Origin of the sequence: Primorskyibacter marinus, from assembly GCF_003313245.1 — a bacterium.
Lineage (GTDB): Bacteria > Pseudomonadota > Alphaproteobacteria > Rhodobacterales > Rhodobacteraceae > Primorskyibacter > Primorskyibacter marinus.
Genome location: NZ_QJSD01000001.1, coordinates 609,683 through 628,900, shown reverse-complemented (window position 1 = coordinate 628,900; position 19,218 = coordinate 609,683). Strand labels below are relative to the sequence as shown.

Annotated in this window: 15 protein-coding genes and 1 other RNA gene; 10 read left to right on the top strand and 6 right to left on the bottom strand. The window is 60.9% G+C overall.

Going from position 1 to position 19,218, the window contains the following annotated elements:
- Window positions 1-111 precede the first annotated feature (111 nt).
- From trkA to hflX, 4 genes are all read left to right on the top strand, one after another.
- Complete coding sequence (gene trkA, locus DMZ65_RS02975; RefSeq protein WP_116597371.1) at window positions 112-1,488, top strand: Trk system potassium transporter TrkA; 1,377 nt, start codon at window positions 112-114, stop codon at window positions 1,486-1,488.
- A gap of 4 nt (window positions 1,489-1,492) precedes the next feature.
- Window positions 1,493-3,013 (top strand): TrkH family potassium uptake protein, encoded by a 1,521-nt coding sequence (locus DMZ65_RS02970; RefSeq protein WP_116597370.1) that lies wholly within the window; start codon window positions 1,493-1,495, stop codon window positions 3,011-3,013.
- A gap of 125 nt (window positions 3,014-3,138) precedes the next feature.
- A complete protein-coding gene (hfq, locus tag DMZ65_RS02965; RefSeq protein ID WP_084352660.1) occupies window positions 3,139-3,378 on the top strand; it encodes an RNA chaperone Hfq in 240 nt (79 codons plus the stop codon).
- Entirely contained in the window at window positions 3,375-4,649 is a 1,275-nt protein-coding gene (gene hflX / locus DMZ65_RS02960) for a GTPase HflX (RefSeq protein WP_232824861.1), read from the top strand. Before hfq ends, hflX begins: the two co-directional genes overlap by 4 nt.
- Window positions 4,650-4,707: 58 nt before the next feature.
- Here hflX and DMZ65_RS02955 read toward each other — a convergent pair whose 3' ends face one another.
- Window positions 4,708-7,167 (bottom strand): penicillin acylase family protein, encoded by a 2,460-nt coding sequence (locus DMZ65_RS02955; protein WP_116597594.1) that lies wholly within the window; start codon window positions 7,165-7,167, stop codon window positions 4,708-4,710.
- A 108-nt stretch (window positions 7,168-7,275) separates the two neighbouring features.
- Here DMZ65_RS02955 and DMZ65_RS02950 point away from each other — a divergent pair, with 108 nt between their 5' ends.
- The 5 genes from DMZ65_RS02950 to DMZ65_RS02930 all read left to right on the top strand — a co-directional run bounded on the left by DMZ65_RS02950 (window position 7,276) and on the right by DMZ65_RS02930 (window position 15,290).
- The gene (locus tag DMZ65_RS02950) at window positions 7,276-8,154 is read left to right on the top strand and encodes an NAD(P)-dependent oxidoreductase (RefSeq protein WP_116597369.1); all 879 of its coding nucleotides are present in this window, start codon (window positions 7,276-7,278) and stop codon (window positions 8,152-8,154) included.
- A 583-nt stretch (window positions 8,155-8,737) separates the two neighbouring features.
- On the top strand, window positions 8,738-11,665 hold the full coding sequence (locus DMZ65_RS02945; RefSeq protein WP_116597593.1) for an Rne/Rng family ribonuclease: 2,928 nt from the start codon (window positions 8,738-8,740) through the stop codon (window positions 11,663-11,665).
- Window positions 11,666-11,791: 126 nt separating this feature from the next.
- Complete coding sequence (locus tag DMZ65_RS02940; protein ID WP_116597368.1) at window positions 11,792-12,538, top strand: cytochrome c biogenesis CcdA family protein; 747 nt, start codon at window positions 11,792-11,794, stop codon at window positions 12,536-12,538.
- A gap of 164 nt (window positions 12,539-12,702) precedes the next feature.
- A complete protein-coding gene (locus tag DMZ65_RS02935) occupies window positions 12,703-13,941 on the top strand; it encodes a hypothetical protein (RefSeq protein WP_116597367.1) in 1,239 nt (412 codons plus the stop codon).
- The gene (locus tag DMZ65_RS02930; RefSeq protein WP_116597366.1) at window positions 13,938-15,290 is read left to right on the top strand and encodes a cytochrome P450; all 1,353 of its coding nucleotides are present in this window, start codon (window positions 13,938-13,940) and stop codon (window positions 15,288-15,290) included. The genes DMZ65_RS02935 and DMZ65_RS02930 overlap by 4 nt, the downstream gene beginning before the upstream one ends.
- Window positions 15,291-15,350: 60 nt before the next feature.
- Here DMZ65_RS02930 and DMZ65_RS02925 read toward each other — a convergent pair whose 3' ends face one another.
- The 5 genes from DMZ65_RS02925 to ssrA all read right to left on the bottom strand — a co-directional run bounded on the left by DMZ65_RS02925 (window position 15,351) and on the right by ssrA (window position 18,311).
- A complete protein-coding gene (locus DMZ65_RS02925; protein WP_116597365.1) occupies window positions 15,351-15,575 on the bottom strand; it encodes a ribbon-helix-helix domain-containing protein in 225 nt (74 codons plus the stop codon).
- Entirely contained in the window at window positions 15,572-15,757 is a 186-nt protein-coding gene (locus tag DMZ65_RS02920; protein ID WP_116597364.1) for a DUF4169 family protein, read from the bottom strand. Before DMZ65_RS02920 ends, DMZ65_RS02925 begins: the two co-directional genes overlap by 4 nt.
- On the bottom strand, window positions 15,754-17,148 hold the full coding sequence (gene fumC / locus DMZ65_RS02915; protein WP_116597363.1) for a class II fumarate hydratase: 1,395 nt from the start codon (window positions 17,146-17,148) through the stop codon (window positions 15,754-15,756). Before fumC ends, DMZ65_RS02920 begins: the two co-directional genes overlap by 4 nt.
- A 102-nt stretch (window positions 17,149-17,250) precedes the next feature.
- Entirely contained in the window at window positions 17,251-17,745 is a 495-nt protein-coding gene (locus DMZ65_RS02910) for an SspB family protein (protein ID WP_116597592.1), read from the bottom strand.
- Window positions 17,746-17,956: 211 nt separating this feature from the next.
- Window positions 17,957-18,311: a transfer-messenger RNA gene (gene ssrA / locus DMZ65_RS02905) on the bottom strand.
- Window positions 18,312-18,489: 178 nt separating this feature from the next.
- Here ssrA and DMZ65_RS02900 point away from each other — a divergent pair.
- On the top strand, window positions 18,490-19,005 hold the full coding sequence (locus DMZ65_RS02900; RefSeq protein ID WP_116597362.1) for a DinB family protein: 516 nt from the start codon (window positions 18,490-18,492) through the stop codon (window positions 19,003-19,005).
- Window positions 19,006-19,218 lie beyond the last annotated feature (213 nt).

Here is a 19,218-nt window from a genome sequence, read left to right as displayed (position 1 = left end):
CGGCCAGCGCATGCGCAACCCATTCTCTTGCCCAGATGCTGCCGGATTGACCCTCGCGGGGGCATCTGTCATGCAAATCCGGCGTAGAACGTTTCGCCGGAAGGGCTTGGAATGAAGGTCATCATCTGCGGGGCAGGCCAGGTTGGCTGGCAGATCGCACGGCATCTGTCTGGCGAACGCAACGATGTGACGGTCGTGGACAACAATCCCGACCTCGTGCGGCGCGCCACCGATACGCTGGATGTGCAGGGCATCGCGGGGTTCGCATCCTATCCTGACATCCTTGATCGTGCAGGCGCGCGCGATGCGGACATGATCATCGCCGCCACACATTCGGACGAGGTCAACATGGTGACCTGTCAGGTGGCGCATTCGATCTTTGCGATCCCGCGCAAAGTGGCGCGGCTGCGGTCACAAAGCTATCTGACGGCGATCTATTCGGACCTGTATCGCCGCGACCACATGCCGATTGACGTGGTCATCAGTCCTGAACGCGAGGTCGCGGATGCTGCCCTGCAACGGTTGGCGGCACCCTCGGCCTTTGACACAGAAACCTTCCTTGACGGCAAGGCGCATCTTCTTGGTCTCACGATCGAGGAAGGCTGCCCGGTCGTGAACACGCCGCTTCGACAGTTGACGGATCTGTTTTCCACCCTTCGCTCGATCGTGGTGGGCATCAGGCGCGATGGCACGCTTTGGGCCCCCGATCCGGGCGATCAGCTGTTTGTCGGCGATGATTGCTATGTGATGTCACATGCGGACGACATTCGCCGCACCATGGAAATCTTTGGAAAATCAGTCAAAAAGCAGGAACGTGTCGTCCTGATCGGCGGCGGTAATGTCGGCTTGACCGTCTCCCGACAGCTTGAGGCCCGCGCCGAACGCGTCCGCGCCAAGGTGATCGAGAAAAATCGTGGCGTGGCCGAACGCGCCGCCGATGTGCTGGAAAAGACCATCGTTCTGCACGGCGACGGGCTGGATGCAACCTTGCTGGCCGAGGCCAATATAGATCGTGCAGATGCCGTTCTCTGCGTTACGGATGATGACAAGACCAACATGCTGGCCGCCGTGCGCGCCAAGGCTGCGGGCTGTCCGATGGCCATTGTACTGATCAACGATCCGACACTGGTGCCGCTGATGGGGCCGCTTGGCATTGACGCCTATATCAACCCGCGCGCCACCACCGTCAGTTCGATCCTGCGCCATATCCGCCATGGCCGGGTGCGTGCCGTCTATTCCATCGGGGATGCCGAGGCAGAGGTAATCGAGGCAGAGGTGCTGTCCACATCGCCGATCTCTGGGCAGAAAATACGCGACATCGACTTCCCCGAAGGCGTGCTGGTGGGCGCGGTGATGAAAGAGGGCAAGGTGGTAAAGCCCGCGGGCGGCCTGCGGATCGACGAAGGCGATATGATCGTGATCTTTGCCATGACCAGCGACGTGCCCGAGGTAGAGCGGCTGTTGCAGGTCTCTATCGACTTCTTCTGATGCCATGCTGCTGAATCGCCTGAAGCTTCTGCCGTTCCTTCTGTTGCTTACGATACTGGCCTGCGCGGCGATGCTGGTTCCGGCCGCCTATGCCCTTGCCCAACAAAGCTTTCACGAAGCGCGCAGCTTCTTCTATACCAGCGTCGTCGGGCTGGTTCTGTCGGGGCTGGTGGCCACGGCGATGTCGGGGAGGACCATCACCCTGAGCGCGCAGCGCCAGCTTGCGGCGCTTTTGGCCGGGTTCGTGCTGATTCCCGCGCTGCTGGCTGTCCCGTTCTTCGAGGCGGTGCGCACGACGACGTTCCTGAACGCCTATTTTGAAATGGTGTCCAGCCTGACCACCACGGGCGCCACGCTGTTCGAGCCTGACCGCCTGACCCGAACGCAGCATCTGTGGCGCGCCGAGGTCGGCTGGCTGGGCGGCTTGCTGATGTGGATCGCGGCGGCCGCCATTCTCGCGCCGCTGACCCTGGGCGGGTTTGAGGTGACAGCGGGCGGCGAGCCCGGCCAGATCTCGGCGGCCGGGGCGGCGCGTCTGGACATGGCCGACCCCACACGGCGGCTGTGGCGCAGCGCGCATTATCTGGTGCCGATCTATGCCGGGCTGACACTGGTGCTGTGGCTGGCACTCATGGTGGCGGGGGATCGTCCCTTGGTGGCGGTGATCCATGCCATGTCGGTGATGGCCACCAGCGGTATTTCCTCGGTCGGCGGGCTGGAGAATGCCTCTGGCGGGTTCGCCGGAGAGGTGGTCGTGTTTTTCTTTCTCGCCTTCGCGCTGTCCCGGCTGACCTTTTCCAGCGATACGATCAACCGCGCCCAACCCGGTCTGCGCCATGATCCGGAGTTCCGGCTTGGCCTGATCTTTGTGATCGGCGTGCCGCTCTTGCTGTTTCTGCGGCACTGGATCGCCTCGTTCGAGTTTAACGAAGAAGAAAACCTGATGGCGGGGCTGCGGGCCTATTGGGGAGCGACCTTTACCGTTCTGTCCTTCCTGACCACCACCGGGTTTGAAAGCGCGGAATGGAACGAGGCGCAAAACTGGTCGGGGCTTCAGACACCCGGCTTGATCCTGCTTGGTCTTTCGCTGATCGGCGGTGGTGTGGCCACGACGGCGGGCGGGGTCAAGCTGTTGCGGGTTTTTGCGCTTTATCTCAACGGTATGCGAGAGATCGAGCGGCTGGTGCATCCACATTCGGTGGGGCGGGCCAGTGCCTTTACCCGGCGCGTCCGGCGGTCCGGTGCCTTCATCGCCTGGATCTTCTTCATGCTGTTCGCGCTGTCCTTCACCGTTGTGACAATGGCGCTGACGGCCGTGCATGTCCCGTTCGAGAACGCCATGGTGCTTGCGATCGCAACTTTGTCCACCACCGGCCCGTTGATCACTTCGGCGTCCGAGACCCCGATAGATCTGGTGCGGCTGGGGGCGGAGGCCAAGATTTTCCTGTGTGCTGCGATGATTTTGGGGCGGTTCGAGACGCTGGCAATCATTGCGATGATCACTCCGGATCTGTGGCGTGAATAGCATCACAATGCCGCGCTCGCGAAAAGAGCATGGATTTCTGCTGGTAACTCTGAAACCAGCAATACATAATCGTGCATCGAGGGCGTTCCGAACTGCGCGACACGACAAGAATAAAGGCGATTTCAATGGCTTCCGATAGGCAAAACCTGCAAGACGCGTTCCTGAACCACGTTCGCAAGACCAAGGTTCCGGTCACCGTATTCCTTATCAACGGTGTAAAGTTGCAGGGGGTGATTACTTGGTTTGACAATTTCTGCGTGCTGTTGCGTCGCGACGGACAATCTCAGTTGGTCTACAAGCACGCCATTTCGACGATCATGCCCTCGCAGCCAATCAACCTGTATGACGGCGAAGAGAACAGTTGAGAGAACACGACACGCATGTGACCCGGGCCTGGGTTCTGCATCCTGACATTCTGTCTGATCGGCAGCGGCGCGAACCCGGTCCTGCGTTGCAAGAGGGCGTCGCCCTGGCTGCGGCCCTGCCGGATCTTGAGGTTGTGGGCGCGGATGTCATTCGTCTGCCCAAACCGCAGCCGGCGGGCCTGTTCGGCACCGGCAAGATAGAAGAGCTGAGGCACCTCTTCGAGGATGCCGAGATCGAGCTTGTGCTGGTCGATGGCCCGCTCAGCCCGGTTCAGCAGCGCAATCTGGAAAAGGCCTGGGACGTCAAGATCCTCGACCGGACCGGCTTGATCCTGGAGATTTTCAGCGACCGTGCCGCAACGCGCGAGGGCGTGTTGCAGGTCGAGATGGCGGCGCTGTCCTATCAGCGAACCCGTCTCGTCCGTGCCTGGACCCATCTGGAACGCCAGCGCGGCGGGCTTGGTTTTGTCGGCGGCCCCGGTGAGACGCAGATCGAGGCGGACCGCCGCGCGATTGACGACCAGCTTGTCCGGCTGCGCCGCCAGCTTGAGAAAGTCGTCAAGACCCGCGCCTTGCACCGTGCCGCGCGGGCCAAGGTGCCTTATCCGATTGTCGCACTTGTGGGCTATACCAACGCCGGGAAATCGACGCTTTTCAACCGGTTGACCGGGGCAGAGGTGATGGCGAAGGATATGTTGTTCGCCACGCTTGATCCGACCATGCGGGCGGTGCGGCTGGAAAACGGTCTGGATGTGATCCTGTCGGATACGGTGGGGTTCATCTCTGATCTGCCGACGGAACTGGTCGCCGCGTTCCGCGCCACGCTCGAAGAGGTGCTGGCCGCCGATCTGATCTGCCATGTCCGCGACATCAGCCATGATGGCAGCGAGGAGCAGGCGGCGGATGTGCGCGAAATCCTAGACGGGTTGGGCATCACCGATGCGACGCCGATGCTGGAGGTCTGGAACAAGCTTGATCTGGTGGCGGACGAAGACGCCGAGGCCTTGCGCGCGCGCGCCGAACGGGACGAGAATGTGCTGACGGTCTCTGCCATGACGGGCGAAGGCATGGACGCGCTGCTTGACGCGATACGCGCGGCATTGGACGCCCAGAAACAGACCGAAGAGCTTGTTCTGGGCTTTGACGCCGGCAAACAGCGCGCGTGGCTGCACGAACGCGGGGTCGTCACGCAGGAACGTCAGACCGATGACGGGTTCGAGATCACCGTGAACTGGAGCGCCAAGCAAGCCGGAGAATACGGCCAGCTTTGAGCGTGACGCGGTTAGGCTGTGTCAGGGCCGGCATGTGGCCGCCCGAAATCCCGGAATCTCAGGGCGTCAAACGCGTGATGCCGACAGCCGCCGCACGGGCAAGATCGGCGTCCAGAGACATCGGGATATATTCTCCACGCCGCCAAAGCTGTCCCAGATCGTCATAGTGGCGGGACAGGAAGTGGCCCGATTGTCCGGTCGCGGTGACAAAGACCGAACTGTCGGGATCGGCAAAATCATAGACCCCGCGATAGCCCGCGCCATGGGTGTTTTGAAACGGGTCCGGCCCGGTGCCGCGGGTGCGGCCGCGCATCAGCGTGTTGTCACCGCCGCTGGTTGATTGGCGGATGTTCACGAAATAGTTCAGCACCGCGACTTTGCCCAGCACCGGATGGTCATGGGTGGCTTCGTGGGCGTCGCCCCAGCGCAGGGATTCAAGCGCGGTGCCATAGGTCTCGGCGACCCAGACCAGCGCATCGTCAAGCGCCAGCCGGGAAATATCGGTGCAAGTCTCGACGGCGGCGCTGCGGATGATGTCGCACCACGCTGCCGCGCCGTCCACATCGCGAAATACCCGTTCGATGAACAACGGCTCGACATGGTCGTATTCGTCCGCCAGCGGGCCAAGATCGTCGCGGATCAGCCGTTCCTGAAGCGCCCGCAGCCACGCGGCATAAAGCAGCGGTTCCGGCAGGTGTTCGTTCATTTCGCCGTTCCACCCGGCCAGCAGGTTCAGCGCGTCCTGCCGGCGGCGTTCCGGCGTGCCTTCGGGGGCGGCTTCGGTCGTGAACCACAGATCGGCACCGATCAGCGGCAAGAGGGTGCGCGCCGTGGTGCTGACCGTATCCAACTGCGCCTCGATAAAGCTGTCTCGGGTGTGAACCTCGCGTCCCTGCATCAGGCGTTCCCAACGCTGGATGCGCTGACTGTCGCCCCAGTCATAGCTGACATGCTGTGGAAACGGCCGGTCCACGATCTTGTTGTTGGTATTGCCGACGATGCCGCCTGCGGGCGAGACAAAGCGCGGATTGTCGGAAAAGGGCAGCCGTCCGTTCCAGCGGTTTTCCGGACGCCACCCTTGCGTGGGCAGCCGTCCCTTGCTTTGATGGCGCGCGTTCCGACTTGGCATTGCGCCGACCATCACCAACGCCACGTTGTTCTGATCCGCCAAAGTCAGGTTCTGGGCCGGTGCGATGAAATCCTCGGATACGCCAAGCGCCTCGTCGACAGACCCTGCATACATCAGATTGACGGCGGCTGTCATCGACGTGTCATGCGGGCTAAGGGCCGTCCACGACAGCGAGGCCACATGGCCCGGCGGCGTGATCGTGTCCAGATCGTAATGCGTGCCTGGCAAGACCGGCCCGTTATCGGTCCAGCGCAGGGTCATGGTGATCGGTGCGTCATCCTTGATGGAGATGATCGATTTGCGCGTCTCGAAGGTTTTGAACCCGTCGGGTGTACGGTATTCTTCGGGATTATCGGGGTTGAGCGCCTCTATCCGCACGTCCTGATCGTCCAGATAGGCAGAGGTCAGGCCCCAGCCCAACCTGTCGCTGCGCCCGGTCAGGACCGCCGGAATGCCTGGGATCGTGGCACCGATGACACCGCCCGCGGATAATTCCAGCCGCGCAAGATACCAGGTGGAGGGGGCGGTGAATTCCAGATGCGGATCATTGGCCAAGAGCGTCCCACCCGAGGCGGAGCGGGAAGGGGCAGCGGCCCAACCGTTGGAGGCACCCGCAAAGCCGCGTCGTTTCACCGGATTGAGCGGGTCGTCGTCGCGGGGATTTGCTTTGGCATAGCGCGGAACGCCCGGAACCAGTGCCGCATAATCGGGCAGGGCGGCGATGCCGGGTCCGGGCATGTCGGGCAGGATGTCGGCAAGTCGGTTCTCGTCGGGCAAGAGCAGCGATGTACGCGCGCGCAGAACCTCGGTCGAGAGTTGCCCGGACAGCTGAAGCGCCATCAGCTTGACGATGGCCACGGAATCCGCCGGTCGCCAGGGCGGGATGGCGGTATCGAACAGGAAGAACTCTGGCGCGCCACGGCCCAGACTGTCACGGTTGATCTCGGCGATGCGGGCGTTCACGCCTGCGGCATAGCCTTCCAGCGCGCGCATGGTTCGGGCGTCCTGCGCCTCGACCGAGCGGGTGGCAAGGGGGTAGAAATCCAGACGTCGCAGCAGCTTGTCGGTATTGACGGTGCGCGCGCCGAACATCTCTGACAGGCGGCCCTGCACCGTGCGGCGCAACATCATCATCTGCCACAGGCGGTCCTGCGCATGGGCGTAGCCAAGGCCGAAAAACACATCTCGGTCCGCACCGGCGAAGATATGCGGCACATTGGCGTGGTCGCGCACGATCTCGATTTCGGTCGTGGTGCCGTTGACTTTCAACGCCTTGTCATAGTCGGGCAGTGATTGCGATGCGAGGTAGTAGATCAAAGCGATGACAAGACAGCTGAACACCAGCACCGCGCCGGTGATCCGCACCAACCATCTGAAAACCGTCACCATGTCCGCCTCCGTTCGCGTGCCCGTCCGTGTGTTCGGCAGGGATGGCCCCTTGTCAACCAAGCGCCGGCGCGACACAACTCGGCAGACAGGAATTGAAGGAGAAGTGATATGGCCAAGCTGGCATTTCTGGGTCTGGGTGTAATGGGCTATCCGATGGCCGGGCATTTGCAGAAGGCGGGGCACGAGGTGACGGTCTACAACCGGACCGCAGCCAAGGCCGAGAAATGGGTGGGCGAATACGGGGGTGCCTCTGCCGCAACCCCGGCCGAGGCCGCCAAAGGTGCTGATTTCGTCATGTCCTGTGTCGGCAATGACGATGATCTGCGCGGTGTCTGTCTGGGCGAAGAGGGTGCGTTTGCCGGGATGGCGTCGGGGGCGATCTTTGTCGATCACACAACAGTGTCGGCAAAAGTCACCTCTGAGTTGTACGCAGCCGCCAGTGAGGCCGGGTTGGGATTTGTCGATGCGCCGATTTCCGGTGGGCAGGCAGGGGCCGAGAATGGCGTCTTGTCGGTCATGTGTGGTGGTGATGCCGACAGCTATGCCAAGGCCGAACCCGTAATTTCCGCCTATGCCCGCATCTGCCGCCGTATCGGTGACAGCGGTGCCGGGCAGATGACCAAGATGTGCAACCAGATTGCCATTGCGGGTCTTGTGCAGGGCTTGTCCGAAGCACTGCATTTTGCCGAGAAGGCGGGGCTGGACGGCACCGCCGTGGTCGAGGTGATCAGCCAGGGGGCCGCCGGGTCCTGGCAGATGTCCAACCGATACGAGACGATGATTGCTGACGAATTCGAGCATGGCTTTGCCGTGGACTGGATGCGCAAGGATCTGGGCATTTGTCTGGATACGGCCGATGAAACCGGGGCCAGCCTGCCGGTCACCGCGCTGGTCGATCAATTCTACAAGGACGTGCAAAAGCTGGGCGGCGGACGCTGGGACACGTCCAGCCTGATCCGGCGCTTGCGGGCTTTGGAAACGCGATGAGACAGATTGTTCGCGTTGATGCGGCGGTGCTGAAAGGCGTTTGAGGTCCGCGTCCGCGGATGCGACGGGACCGAGGGGCCTGCCCCTCGGACTCCCCGGAGTATTTGAGCCAAGAAGAATTATGAAAGAGGCATGGCCCGAGCGGGTGGGTGTATTTTTTGATGCACAACTTTGACGTGCGCGGGTTTTCCCCGCGCGACATGCGATTGTGGATTGTATTTCAGGTCGTCGACGCTTTATGCTGGCGTAATGGCGCAGTTTCCCATGCGGAACGCGCCGATGAGAGTTTCGCTGGTCAGATGTGGCGTCAGGAAATCCCTGACGGATCTGACCAGACCGATCGGGCCGAAAGGCCGCACCGAATGCCCGGAACGCGCAAGCGACGGGTCGTAAATGGGCGCCGTGACCCTTGTGGCAGGCGTCGGAGAAGAACCGCGATGAAGCGCGCGCATGATTTGAGGCTGGCAGTGGGGGACCGAGCGTCTTCCACCAGCGTCGCGCCGTCTCTCGCCCAGAAAAGTCATTGCCGTGAACCGTCCGCTCCCCCTGGGATGCGGACGGTTGCGGCATGCGAACGGAAAACATGGCCAAGAAAATGCTTATCGATGCCACCCACGCGGAAGAAACCCGCGTTGTGGTGGTTGACGGAACCAAGGTTGAGGAATTCGACTTTGAATCTGAAAACAAACGTCAGCTAGCTGGCAACATATATCTTGCAAAGGTAACACGCGTGGAGCCGTCACTTCAGGCGGCCTTTGTGGATTACGGCGGAAACCGGCACGGCTTCCTCGCCTTTTCGGAGATTCATCCCGATTATTACCAGATCCCCGTCGCCGACCGCGAGGCGTTGATGGAGGAAGAGCGCGCCTATGCCGAGGCAATGCGGGCGCGTGATGAGGATGAGGAAAAGCCCAAATCGTCGCGGACCCGCAGCCGGTCGCGCAAAAGCGCGAAATCCGAGAATGCGAAGCCCGACGATCTGAAGGTGACGCAGGAGGTTGCCAAACCCGAGGGTCAGATCTCGGGGATGGAGACGATTGATCTTGACGAGGATGAGGTGCCCGAGGGCAGCTCTCCGATGGAGACCGTGGCCGAGACGCCCGTGGAAGAACCCGTCGAGGCTGTGGCGGAGCCGGCGACGGATGTGGCCGAGGCGGATGCTGCTGCGGGGGATCGTTCTGAAGACGCATCCGATGCCGAAGCCGACGACGGTGCAGAGAACGGCTCTGAGCAAGAGGCTGAGGCCAAAGGCGACGCGTCCTCTCGTGACAGTTCCATCGAATCTGTTGCCGATGATGATGATCAGGAAGACATTCGCCCGGTCCGCAAACCGCGTCCGCGCCGCTACAAGATTCAGGAAGTCATCAAGGTTCGGCAGATCCTGCTGGTTCAGGTGGTCAAGGAAGAGCGCGGCAACAAAGGCGCCGCGCTGACAACCTACCTGTCGCTGGCCGGTCGCTATTGCGTATTGATGCCGAATACGGCGCGTGGCGGCGGTATCAGCCGCAAGATCACCAATGCCGTAGACCGCAAGAAACTCAAGGAGATCGCCGCCGAGATCGAAGTGCCCACCGGCGCTGGTCTGATCGTGCGGACAGCGGGTGCCAAGCGCACAAAATCCGAGATCAAGCGCGATTACGAATATCTGCAACGGCTGTGGGAGCAAATCCGCGAACTGACGCTGAAATCCATCGCACCTGCGAAGATCTACGAAGAAGGCGATCTGATCAAACGCTCGATCCGCGATCTGTACAGCCGCGAGATCGACGAGGTTCTGGTGGAAGGCGAGCGTGGCTACCGGATCGCCAAGGACTTCATGAAAATGATCATGCCGTCCCACGCCAAGAACGTGAAACATTACGCCGAGACCCTGCCGCTGTTTGCGCGCTATCAGGTGGAGTCGTACCTGTCGTCGATGTTCAACCCGACGGTGCAGCTCAAATCCGGTGGCTACATCGTGATCGGCGTGACCGAAGCGCTGGTGGCGATTGACGTGAACTCTGGCCGGGCCACAAAGGAAGGCTCGATCGAAGAAACCGCGTTGAAGACCAACATGGAGGCCGCCGAAGAAGTGGCGCGCCAATTGCGTCTGCGGGATCTTGCCGGCCTGATCGTGATCGACTTCATCGACATGGACGAGCGAAAGAACAACGCCTCGGTCGAGAAGAAGATCAAGGACAAGCTGAAAACCGATCGTGCACGCATTCAGGTCGGGCGGATTTCCGGCTTTGGCCTCATGGAGATGAGCCGCCAGCGCCTGCGCCCCGGCATGATCGAGGCGACCACCCAGCCTTGTACGGCCTGTCACGGCACCGGCCTGATCCGGTCGGATGACAACCTGTCGCTGTCGATCCTGCGTCAGGTCGAAGAAGAGGGCACGCGCGGACGGTCGCGCGAGGTTCTGGTGAAATGCCCGGTCGGCATCGCCAACTTCCTGATGAACCAGAAGCGCGAACATATCGCCCAGATCGAGGCGCGCTACGGCATGTCCGTGCGCATCGAAGGCGAACCGGCGCTTGTCTCGCCCGATTTCACCCTTGAAAAGTTCAAGACGGCGACGCGCAAGGTGGCCGAGCTTGTCACGCCTGTCGTGTCGGTCGATACGTCCTTGATGGATCAGATCGACGAGGACGAAAGCAACGACCTCAAGAAAGATGAGGCAGAAGACGCGACCGCTACCGAAGCGAAATCCTCTGACGACAATTCAAGCAATGAAGCGGACGAAGACGGCAAGCCGAAAAAGCGTCGTCGTCGTCGTCGGCGCAGTCGTTCAAAGTCTAACGGGTCTGACGGCAATGGTGAGAACGGTGAAAACCGGTCCGACGACACGCCTGACGAAGAGGCTAAGCCTGCGGCTGATGCCGAAGAACCACAGAGCAAGAATGTCCCGGAGGGCGGTAAGGTCGCCATGGACGCACCTGCCGAGGTTCCCGCCGTGGCGGCAGAGGCCACGCAGACGGACGTGACGGCTGATGCGTCGGCACAACCCGAAACAACGGCTGTTGAGGACGAGCAGCCGGGCGAGGGCGAGGCGGAAGATGCCGCGCCCAAGAAACCTGCGACGCGATCGAGAGCAAAACCGAAATCCACCGCGACGAAAGCGCCTGCCAAACCCAGGACCACGCGTTCGCGGGCAAAGCCGAAGGCAGCCGAGAGTGATACGGACGCGCCTGCACCGGTCGAAACCTCGGTTGAGCCTGTCGCGGATGTGGCCCAGGGCGATGATTCAACACCGGGGGCGACACTGGACGTCTCGGACCTGACTGTGCCGGAAAGCCCGGCCGCGTCAGAGCCGTCGGCCGAAGCGGTCGTGGAGACGCCGCCGCAACCAGAGCCTGCGGCAGCACCGGAACCAGAGGCGGCACCGGAACCGGTGAGCGAGGTCGCTGCCCCCCAACCGGTTTTGCATGAAGACAAGGAACTGGCGACGGCATCGGCGGACACGGAACCTGCGGAAGCCGAAGACAAGAACAAGCCCAAGAGACGTGGCTGGTGGTCCTTGGGACGCTGATACGAACGACCTTCGCCCCCGGCCATTGCGCCGGGGGCGGTGTTCAGCGCCTGTGTTTCAGCGCTGCCACGAGGATGTGACAGCATGTAGCGTGACGCCGCGCTCTGGATGATCTAAGCGGGGGTCATGTTTGGAATTGACCTGATCGACGCGGGGCTGATGCCCGCCATGCTGGTAGCGCTTTTCGCTGGAGTGCTGTCATTTCTCAGCCCCTGCGTGCTGCCAATTGTGCCGCCATATCTTGCCTATATGTCCGGTGTCTCAATCGGCGAGGCAAATGCCGGGCGGCGTAGCAAAATGCTGCTGCCGGCGCTGTTTTTCGTGCTCGGCCTGTCGACGGTGTTCCTGCTGCTGGGGTTCACCGCTTCGGTGATCGGGGCGGTGTTCCTGCAATATCAAGGCACGTTCAATACCATTGCGGGCATATTGGTGATGATCTTCGGGGCGCATTTTGTCGGCGTCTACCGTATAGGATTTCTTGACCGCGAAGCGCGGATGGACGCCGGCGACCGTGGTGGATCGGCCTTTGGCGCCTATGTGCTGGGGCTGGCATTTGCGTTCGGATGGACGCCTTGCATCGGGCCGCAACTGGGCGCGATCCTGTCTCTGGCGGCGTCAGAGGCTTCGGTCAGCAAGGGCACGTTGTTGCTGGGAATTTACGCGGCGGGCCTTGGCATACCGTTTCTGCTGGTGGCGGGTTTCCTGCCGCAACTGACCGGCGTGATGGGCTGGATGAAACGCCATATGGAACAGATCGAACGGGTGATGGGGCTGCTTCTGTGGACCATCGGCCTGTTGATGCTGACGGGCGGCTTTTCTGCGTTTTCGTTCTGGTTGCTGGAGACATTTCCCGCGCTGGCGATGCTGGGCTGACGCACAGGTTCTGACATCGCGTCGATGGAGCCGGGCAACCGCAGGTCTGAAACCTCTGCGAACGCGTCCTGACTGTGATCTTGCGCCGTTCAGGGAAGGTTAAGGCCTGACAGCTTACCTGTGCTCTTCAGTTCATGTAGCATGACCTCAAAAGAGAGTTGAGCATGGCAAGTGAAGGGCAAGAGGTGCGGCGACGTCGGGTTTTCTATATACCCGGCTACGATCCGATACATCCCCGACGATACCGAGAGCTGTATCGCAAGGAGAGTGCCGCTCAGGCCGCTATCAGCGGCTATGATGTTGCGTTGCTTGCGCGCAATGGCACCGGGGCAAAGCGTTTCGGCTGGCGTGTGCAAGGCCGAATGGACGGCTGCGAAGTCGCGGCTGAAGTCGAGGTTCTGGTCTGGTCCGACATCGTCCGCGCCTCGATGGCGCAGGGGAGTTTGGCAACATATGGTCAGCTTGTCCGCACTGCCTGGATCTACATTGGGTCCGGCGCGCTGTGGCGTCTGATGCGGCTGCGAAAAGGACCGGTGATCGCGGCGCTGTACCCGGTGGCGTTTCTGCTATTGCAGGCTTTGCTGGCAGCCTTGGCCGGTTGGGCCGGATATCATGTTCTGGTCAACCTTCTGGACTTCTTGCCCGCATGGTCCGGGGCCGCTTTTGCGGCTGTTGCTGGGGTCGGGCTGGCCTGCGGCGTGATCGCATGGTTCAGGCGGCAAGATGGCAAATTGTTTGCCTATTACCTGTTGCATGATTTTGCCTATTCGGCCCTGTACGAAGGTGCCAATTCCCCAGAGCTTCGGGCGCGGATGGCCGAGTTCACGGATGAAATCGCGGATGCGTTAAAGCAGGGTTTTGACGAGGTGCTCGTGGTCGGGCATTCCTCCGGCGCGCATCTTGGCGTGTCGATCCTCGCAGATCTTATCCGGCAGGGCAGGGTTCACGCCAATGCGCCAAAGCTTGGCTTTCTGTCATTGGGGCAGGTGGTGCCGATGGTGTCCTTCCTGCCGCGTGCCGATCAGTTGCGCGCCGATCTGCATTATCTGTCAGCCCGAGAAGAGCTGACCTGGCTGGACGTGACCGCCCCGGGCGATGGGTGCGCTTTCGCCCTTTGCGATCCTGTTGCCGTATCGGGCGTGGCGCCAGAGGCAAAACGCTGGCCTTTGGTCCTGTCAGCGGCATTCACCCAGACGCTTTCACCCGCCCGCTGGAAAGAGCTGCGCTGGCGGTTCTTCCGCCTTCATTTCCAGTATCTCTGCGCCTTTGATCGGCCCGGAGACTATGACTATTTCCGCATTACCGCAGGGCCGCTCAGCCTTGCCACGCGCTTTGCTGGACGTGCGCCCTCGAAGTCCCGATTGGAAAAAGCGGTGTCGAAATACACGTCGATGGCGGCATGAGGGATCTGCCGCCCAAGCCCCCGTCGCGGCCCGACAAGGTGTCGCTATGGCGTTATATGCGGCTGTTTCGGCGGGATATTCTTTCGGCCCAGCCGGCACGTCTGTACCGCGCGTGGATGGCAGAATTTCGCACACCCTTCTTCCGGTCCTATCTGCTCAACCAAACCGATCTGGTGAAGACCGTCCTGAAAGAGCGACCGGACGATTTTCCAAAGTCCGAGCGCATCAGCGAAGGCTTGCGGCCCCTGCTTGGGGACAGCGTGTTTCTGACCAATGGTGAAAGGTGGAAACGACAACGCCGCATCATTGATCCGGCGTTTGAAGGGGGGCGGCTGCGCGACACCTACCCGGCGATGTGGGCGGCTGGGCAGCAAGCTGTGGCGCGGCTGCGCTTGCGGGCAGGACACAATGTCGAGATCGAGGAAGTCACCAGCCACGCCGCCGCGGATGTGATCTTTCGGACGCTGTTTTCCGTTCCGATCGAGGACCGGATGGCACAGGCGGTGTTTCGGGAGTTTCGCACCTATCAGCGCAGTCAGCCGTTGTTGAACCTCGCCGCTTTCGTGCCCCTGCCGCGCTGGATGCCACGCTTCTTCTCACGCCAGACCAAAGCCTCGGCGCGCAAGATCCGGGCGCTGATAACGCAGATGACCGAAGCGCGCCGCGCCGAGATTGACGCGGGCACCGCCCCCGATGATCTGGCGACCAAGATCATGACAACCCCGGACCCCGAAAGCGGAGAGCTATTCTCGGTCGAGGAAATGGTCGATCAGGTCGCGATCTTCTTTCTGGCGGGGCACGAGACTTCGGCCTCGGCGCTGGCATGGGCGCTTTATCTGATGGCGCGTTACCCTGACTGGCAAGAGCAGGTGGCACAGGAGGCGCGGCAGCTTGAAACAGGGGCGTTCTCGGAAATGTCGGGGTTGCGGATCAGTCGCGACGTGTTTCGCGAGACTTTGCGGCTCTATCCGCCTGTTCCGATGATGGTGCGCGCGGCAAGCTGTCCAGAGCGGTTTCGCGACCGGGATATTGCCAAGGGGGCGCAGATCGTGGTCAGCCCGTGGCATTTGCATCGCCATGAACGGCTGTGGGACGATCCCGATAGCTTTGATCCAACGCGGTGGGAGACGCAGAATGGCAAAAATTGCGCCCGCGAGGCGTTCATCCCGTTCTCTGCCGGGGCGCGCGTCTGTCCGGGGGCCGGTTTCGCGATGATCGAAGGACCGTTGCTTCTGTCGCTGCTGCTTCGGGATTTCAAGGTCGCGGTAGTGGATACCCCGGAACCGGTTGCGCATCTGACGGTCCGGTCCCGCACCGGAATACGTCTGCACGTCGTCGAGCGCGACTGACCGTCCAAGTCTGTGGCAGAAAGACATGCTGGATCCGAGCCATGTCGCCATGCTGGCAGATCACGGTTGGCGAGTCTTGTAGTAGCCCAAGATGTAGACCCTGATGGCAGAGGCCAATCCGGCCTCGACCCCGCGCTTTTCGTCAATCTCGGCGGCCAACACGTTCAGGGGTTTGCCCTCGGCCGCCGCGATCTCGCGGAAGGCGTGCCAGAAGGCATCCTCCAGCGAGACACTGGTGCGGTGGCCGCGCAGGGTCAGGGACCGTTTGACCGGCCGGGCGCTCATGCGTCCTTATCGTCGACCTTGTGCCCGTCCAAGGCTTTTGACGCCTTGGACAGTTTTGCAGCCATCGCCTGCTTGTCTGCCTTGCTGCGCCCGAATTTTGCCGAATGCATATTGGCATCGCGCTTTTCGGAATCGCGCTTGCGATCCTTGCGGGCCTTGTTGAGGTTCGTCAGGTTGCTCATTCTTTGGGTCCGATCATATCTTCGGGACGCACAATGCGGTCGAAGGTTTCTGCATCGACAAAGCCAAGGGCAATCGCCTCTTCTTTCAAAGTGGTGCCGTTCTTGTGGGCGGTCTTGGCGACCTTGGTGGCGTTGTCATAGCCGATGGTCGGGGCAAGGGCCGTCACCAACATCAGCGATTCTTTCATCAGCTTTTCGATGCGTTCCACATTCGCCTTCGTGCCGACCACCATATTGTCGGTAAAGGCTGACGCGCTGTCCCCAAGCAATTGCATGGATTGCAGGACATTGTAGCTCATCATCGGGTTATAGACGTTCAGCTCAAAATGGCCTTGCGAACCGGCAATTCCAACGGCGGCGTCATTGCCCATGACATGCGCGCAGACCATTGTCAGCGCCTCTGCCTGTGTTGGGTTGACCTTGCCCGGCATGATCGAGGAACCGGGTTCATTCTCCGGCAGGATCAACTCGCCCAGACCGGAGCGGGGGCCAGAGCCAAGAAGCCGCATGTCATTGGCGATCTTGAACAGGGAGGCCGCAACGGTTTTCAGCGCGCCCGAGAACATCACCATCGCGTCATGCGCGGCCAGTGCTTCGAATTTATTGGGGGCAGTGACAAAGGGCAGGCCGGTGATCTGCGCCATATTCGCCGCGACCGTCTCGGCCCAGCCCTTGCGGGTGTTCAACCCGGTGCCGACAGCCGTGCCGCCTTGGGCCAGTTCATAGATGTCGGGCAGGCACATTTCGACCCGCTTGATGCCTTGAGCAACCTGATGGGCATAGCCGCCGAACTCCTGGCCCAAGGTCAGGGGGGTCGCGTCCTGCGTGTGGGTGCGGCCGATCTTGATGATGTCCTTGAATTCTTCGGACTTCGCAACCAGTGCCGCGTGCAGTTTCTTCAACCCCGGCAGCAACACGTCGCGCGCCTGCATGCCGATGGCGACATGCATCGCGGTGGGGAAAGTGTCATTCGATGACTGGCCCATATTGCAATGATCGTTGGGGTGGACGGGCGATTTTGATCCCATCTCGCCGCCCAGCATTTCGATCGCGCGATTCGAAATCACCTCGTTGGCGTTCATGTTCGACTGCGTGCCAGAGCCTGTCTGCCAGACCACCAGCGGGAAATTGTCATCGAACTTGCCGTCGATCACCTCGCCAGCGGCGGCGACAATCGCATCGCCAACCTCTTTTTCCAGACCACCCTGTTCCAGGTTCGCCATGGCGCAGGCCTGTTTCACCACGCCCAGGGCGCGAATGATCGGCACGGGCTGTTTTTCCCAACCGATCGGGAAGTTGATGATCGAACGTTGGGTCTGTGCGCCCCAATACTTGTCTGAGGGAACCTCAAGCGGGCCGAAGCTGTCGGTTTCGGTGCGGGTCTGGGCCATGGAACGCTCCTGTCGTATGCAATCGCATGCCGTTTAGCGCCGAACCTAGCCATCCGCAATCTGCCACAGGCGCGCAGGGCTAGGGCAGGGCACCGCAGACGGCTATTTTCTGAAACTGTCGAGGCTGACCACCTCAGCGTCTTTCGGCGCGTCTTTTTTTGCAACTTTCGAAGAAGCCTCTGACGGCAAGTCTTCGTCGCGGACGATCTCGGGACCATAGGCGTCATCTTCGTCGTCGCCGCCATCCTGATTTTCGAAGCGCAGCCCGAATTCAACCGATGGGTCAACAAAGGTCTTGATCGCGTCGTAGGGGATGAACAGCGCCTCTGGCGCATCGCCAAAGTTCAGCGAGACACCGAACCCTTCGTCGCCCACTTTCAGGTTGTCATACCAATGCTGCATAACCACGGTCATCTCGCCGGGATAGCGGTCGGACAGCCAATCGGCGATCTGGACATCCGGATGACCGGTGTCGAAGGTGATGAAAAAGTGATGCTCGCCCGGCAGCCCGTCTGCGGCCACGTCGGTCAGAACTTCCTTGATCAGCCCCCGCATCGCGCGATGCATCAGATTTCCGTAGTCTATGCTGCCGGACATATGTCTCTTTCCCTGCAAATTCGCGGACAGCATATGCGATCTACAGGAAAACAAAAGACCGTGCGGGGTGAAAATTTCGCCGTCCTGCCGAGGCCGGAACAGGGTGGCCGAACACCGCCGAAATTTGCCGACATACGGCGAAAAAGGCGGACGTGGCAACACCATCAGGGATGCGCGTAATCGACGACAAATATATGGGGCAGGGGAATTAAGTGCAGGCTTCTGTTGCCAGGTGCCTGCGAACCCCGCCTTACGCTGCTAGGCGCAAGGGCTTAAAGTTCGACAAACTCGAACTGCTTACGCAGCCAGAGCCATTGTCGGAGCACGGTTGTCATTTGCAACTGTACGATTTGTACCGATAACGGTGGTAACTCACCGGGACAAAGCTAACCCCTTTAGACGTTCGTCGATCCTGTTTCGGCCCCATGATCCCCAAATGAAGGATGTTTGGTGGAGCCGCCGGGTACCGCCCCCGGGTCCGATCCGCTTATTACGAGCGCGTTTATGTCCATAGTTCCCGAAGGAACAAGATGAATATAGGCGGCTTTGACGGGGCTGCAAAGGGGGTGGGGGGCAAAGATTGCAAATTTCATTTGTGCCAGGCGCGGATTGTCGCGTCGCTACCGGGTTTTTCCTTGCAACTTGTTCGCACGATCCGGCAAACTGGGTTTGCGACAGGGGCGGCGTGCAAAATCTGGACCGCGTTTCTTGCCTGAGCGCGCCTTCATATGAAAAGAGGTAGGGATGGTTTCGCCGGACTATGTGCTGACGATGGCACGATACAATGCCTGGCAGAACCGCCAGCTGCGCGGAGCGCTGGAACGTATGACCGATGCGGCGCTTCGGCAGGATCGCGGCGTGTTCTTCCGGTCCATCTTTGAGACCGTGAACCATCTTCTTTGGGCAGACCAGATATGGATGGCGCGGCTGGATGGGGGCAAGGCACCGAAGGGCGGTGTTCCCGAAAGCCCGAGGTTCCAGCCAACGCTTGCGGCATGGAGCGCGGAACGGTTTCGCACTGACGGGCGTATTCTGCACTGGGCGGAGGCGCTGAAGCCGGATGATCTGAAAGGCGCATTGAAATGGCATTCGGGTGTGCAGAAGGCGGATGTCTCGAAACCCAAAGGCCTGTGTGTGGCACATATGTTCAATCACCAGACACATCATCGCGGGCAGGTACACGGGATGCTCACGGCGGCAAAAGAGACCGCACCCGTGTCGGACCTGGCATTCATGCCCGAAAGCGGCCCTTGGCTGTGATCGCCCTCTGGGGCAGCGCGCGTTTGGCACGAGGATGATCTGAGACCTGGGCAAACACGCAGCCCCGATGTGGACGTCGCCAAGGAAAAAATTTGACGGCGTCCGGTCGATCTGTCGGAAGTTTCAGGATTTTTCTTGTCGCCACACGCCTTTGCACCATGTAGCATGACATAACATCGAGTTGCACCGTGGCGTTCAGGCCGATACGGGTGC

Excerpts from the sequence above, each read along its gene's own strand:
- DMZ65_RS02900 (WP_116597362.1), top strand. The coding sequence starts at position 18,490 with ATGGTTTCGCCGGACTATGTGCTGACGATGGCACGATACAATGCCTGG.
- DMZ65_RS02970 (WP_116597370.1), top strand. The coding sequence starts at position 1,493 with ATGCTGCTGAATCGCCTGAAGCTTCTGCCGTTCCTTCTGTTGCTTACG.
- DMZ65_RS02940 (WP_116597368.1), top strand. The coding sequence starts at position 11,792 with ATGTTTGGAATTGACCTGATCGACGCGGGGCTGATGCCCGCCATGCTG.
- DMZ65_RS02935 (WP_116597367.1), top strand. The coding sequence starts at position 12,703 with ATGGCAAGTGAAGGGCAAGAGGTGCGGCGACGTCGGGTTTTCTATATA.
- DMZ65_RS02955 (WP_116597594.1), bottom strand. The coding sequence starts at position 7,167 with ATGGTGACGGTTTTCAGATGGTTGGTGCGGATCACCGGCGCGGTGCTG.
- fumC (WP_116597363.1), bottom strand. The coding sequence starts at position 17,148 with ATGGCCCAGACCCGCACCGAAACCGACAGCTTCGGCCCGCTTGAGGTT.
- DMZ65_RS02950 (WP_116597369.1), top strand. The coding sequence starts at position 7,276 with ATGGCCAAGCTGGCATTTCTGGGTCTGGGTGTAATGGGCTATCCGATG.
- DMZ65_RS02945 (WP_116597593.1), top strand. The coding sequence starts at position 8,738 with ATGGCCAAGAAAATGCTTATCGATGCCACCCACGCGGAAGAAACCCGC.
- DMZ65_RS02930 (WP_116597366.1), top strand. The coding sequence starts at position 13,938 with ATGAGGGATCTGCCGCCCAAGCCCCCGTCGCGGCCCGACAAGGTGTCG.
- trkA (WP_116597371.1), top strand. The coding sequence starts at position 112 with ATGAAGGTCATCATCTGCGGGGCAGGCCAGGTTGGCTGGCAGATCGCA.
- DMZ65_RS02910 (WP_116597592.1), bottom strand. The coding sequence starts at position 17,745 with ATGTCCGGCAGCATAGACTACGGAAATCTGATGCATCGCGCGATGCGG.
- DMZ65_RS02920 (WP_116597364.1), bottom strand. The coding sequence starts at position 15,757 with ATGAGCAACCTGACGAACCTCAACAAGGCCCGCAAGGATCGCAAGCGC.
- DMZ65_RS02925 (WP_116597365.1), bottom strand. The coding sequence starts at position 15,575 with ATGAGCGCCCGGCCGGTCAAACGGTCCCTGACCCTGCGCGGCCACCGC.
- hfq (WP_084352660.1), top strand. The coding sequence starts at position 3,139 with ATGGCTTCCGATAGGCAAAACCTGCAAGACGCGTTCCTGAACCACGTT.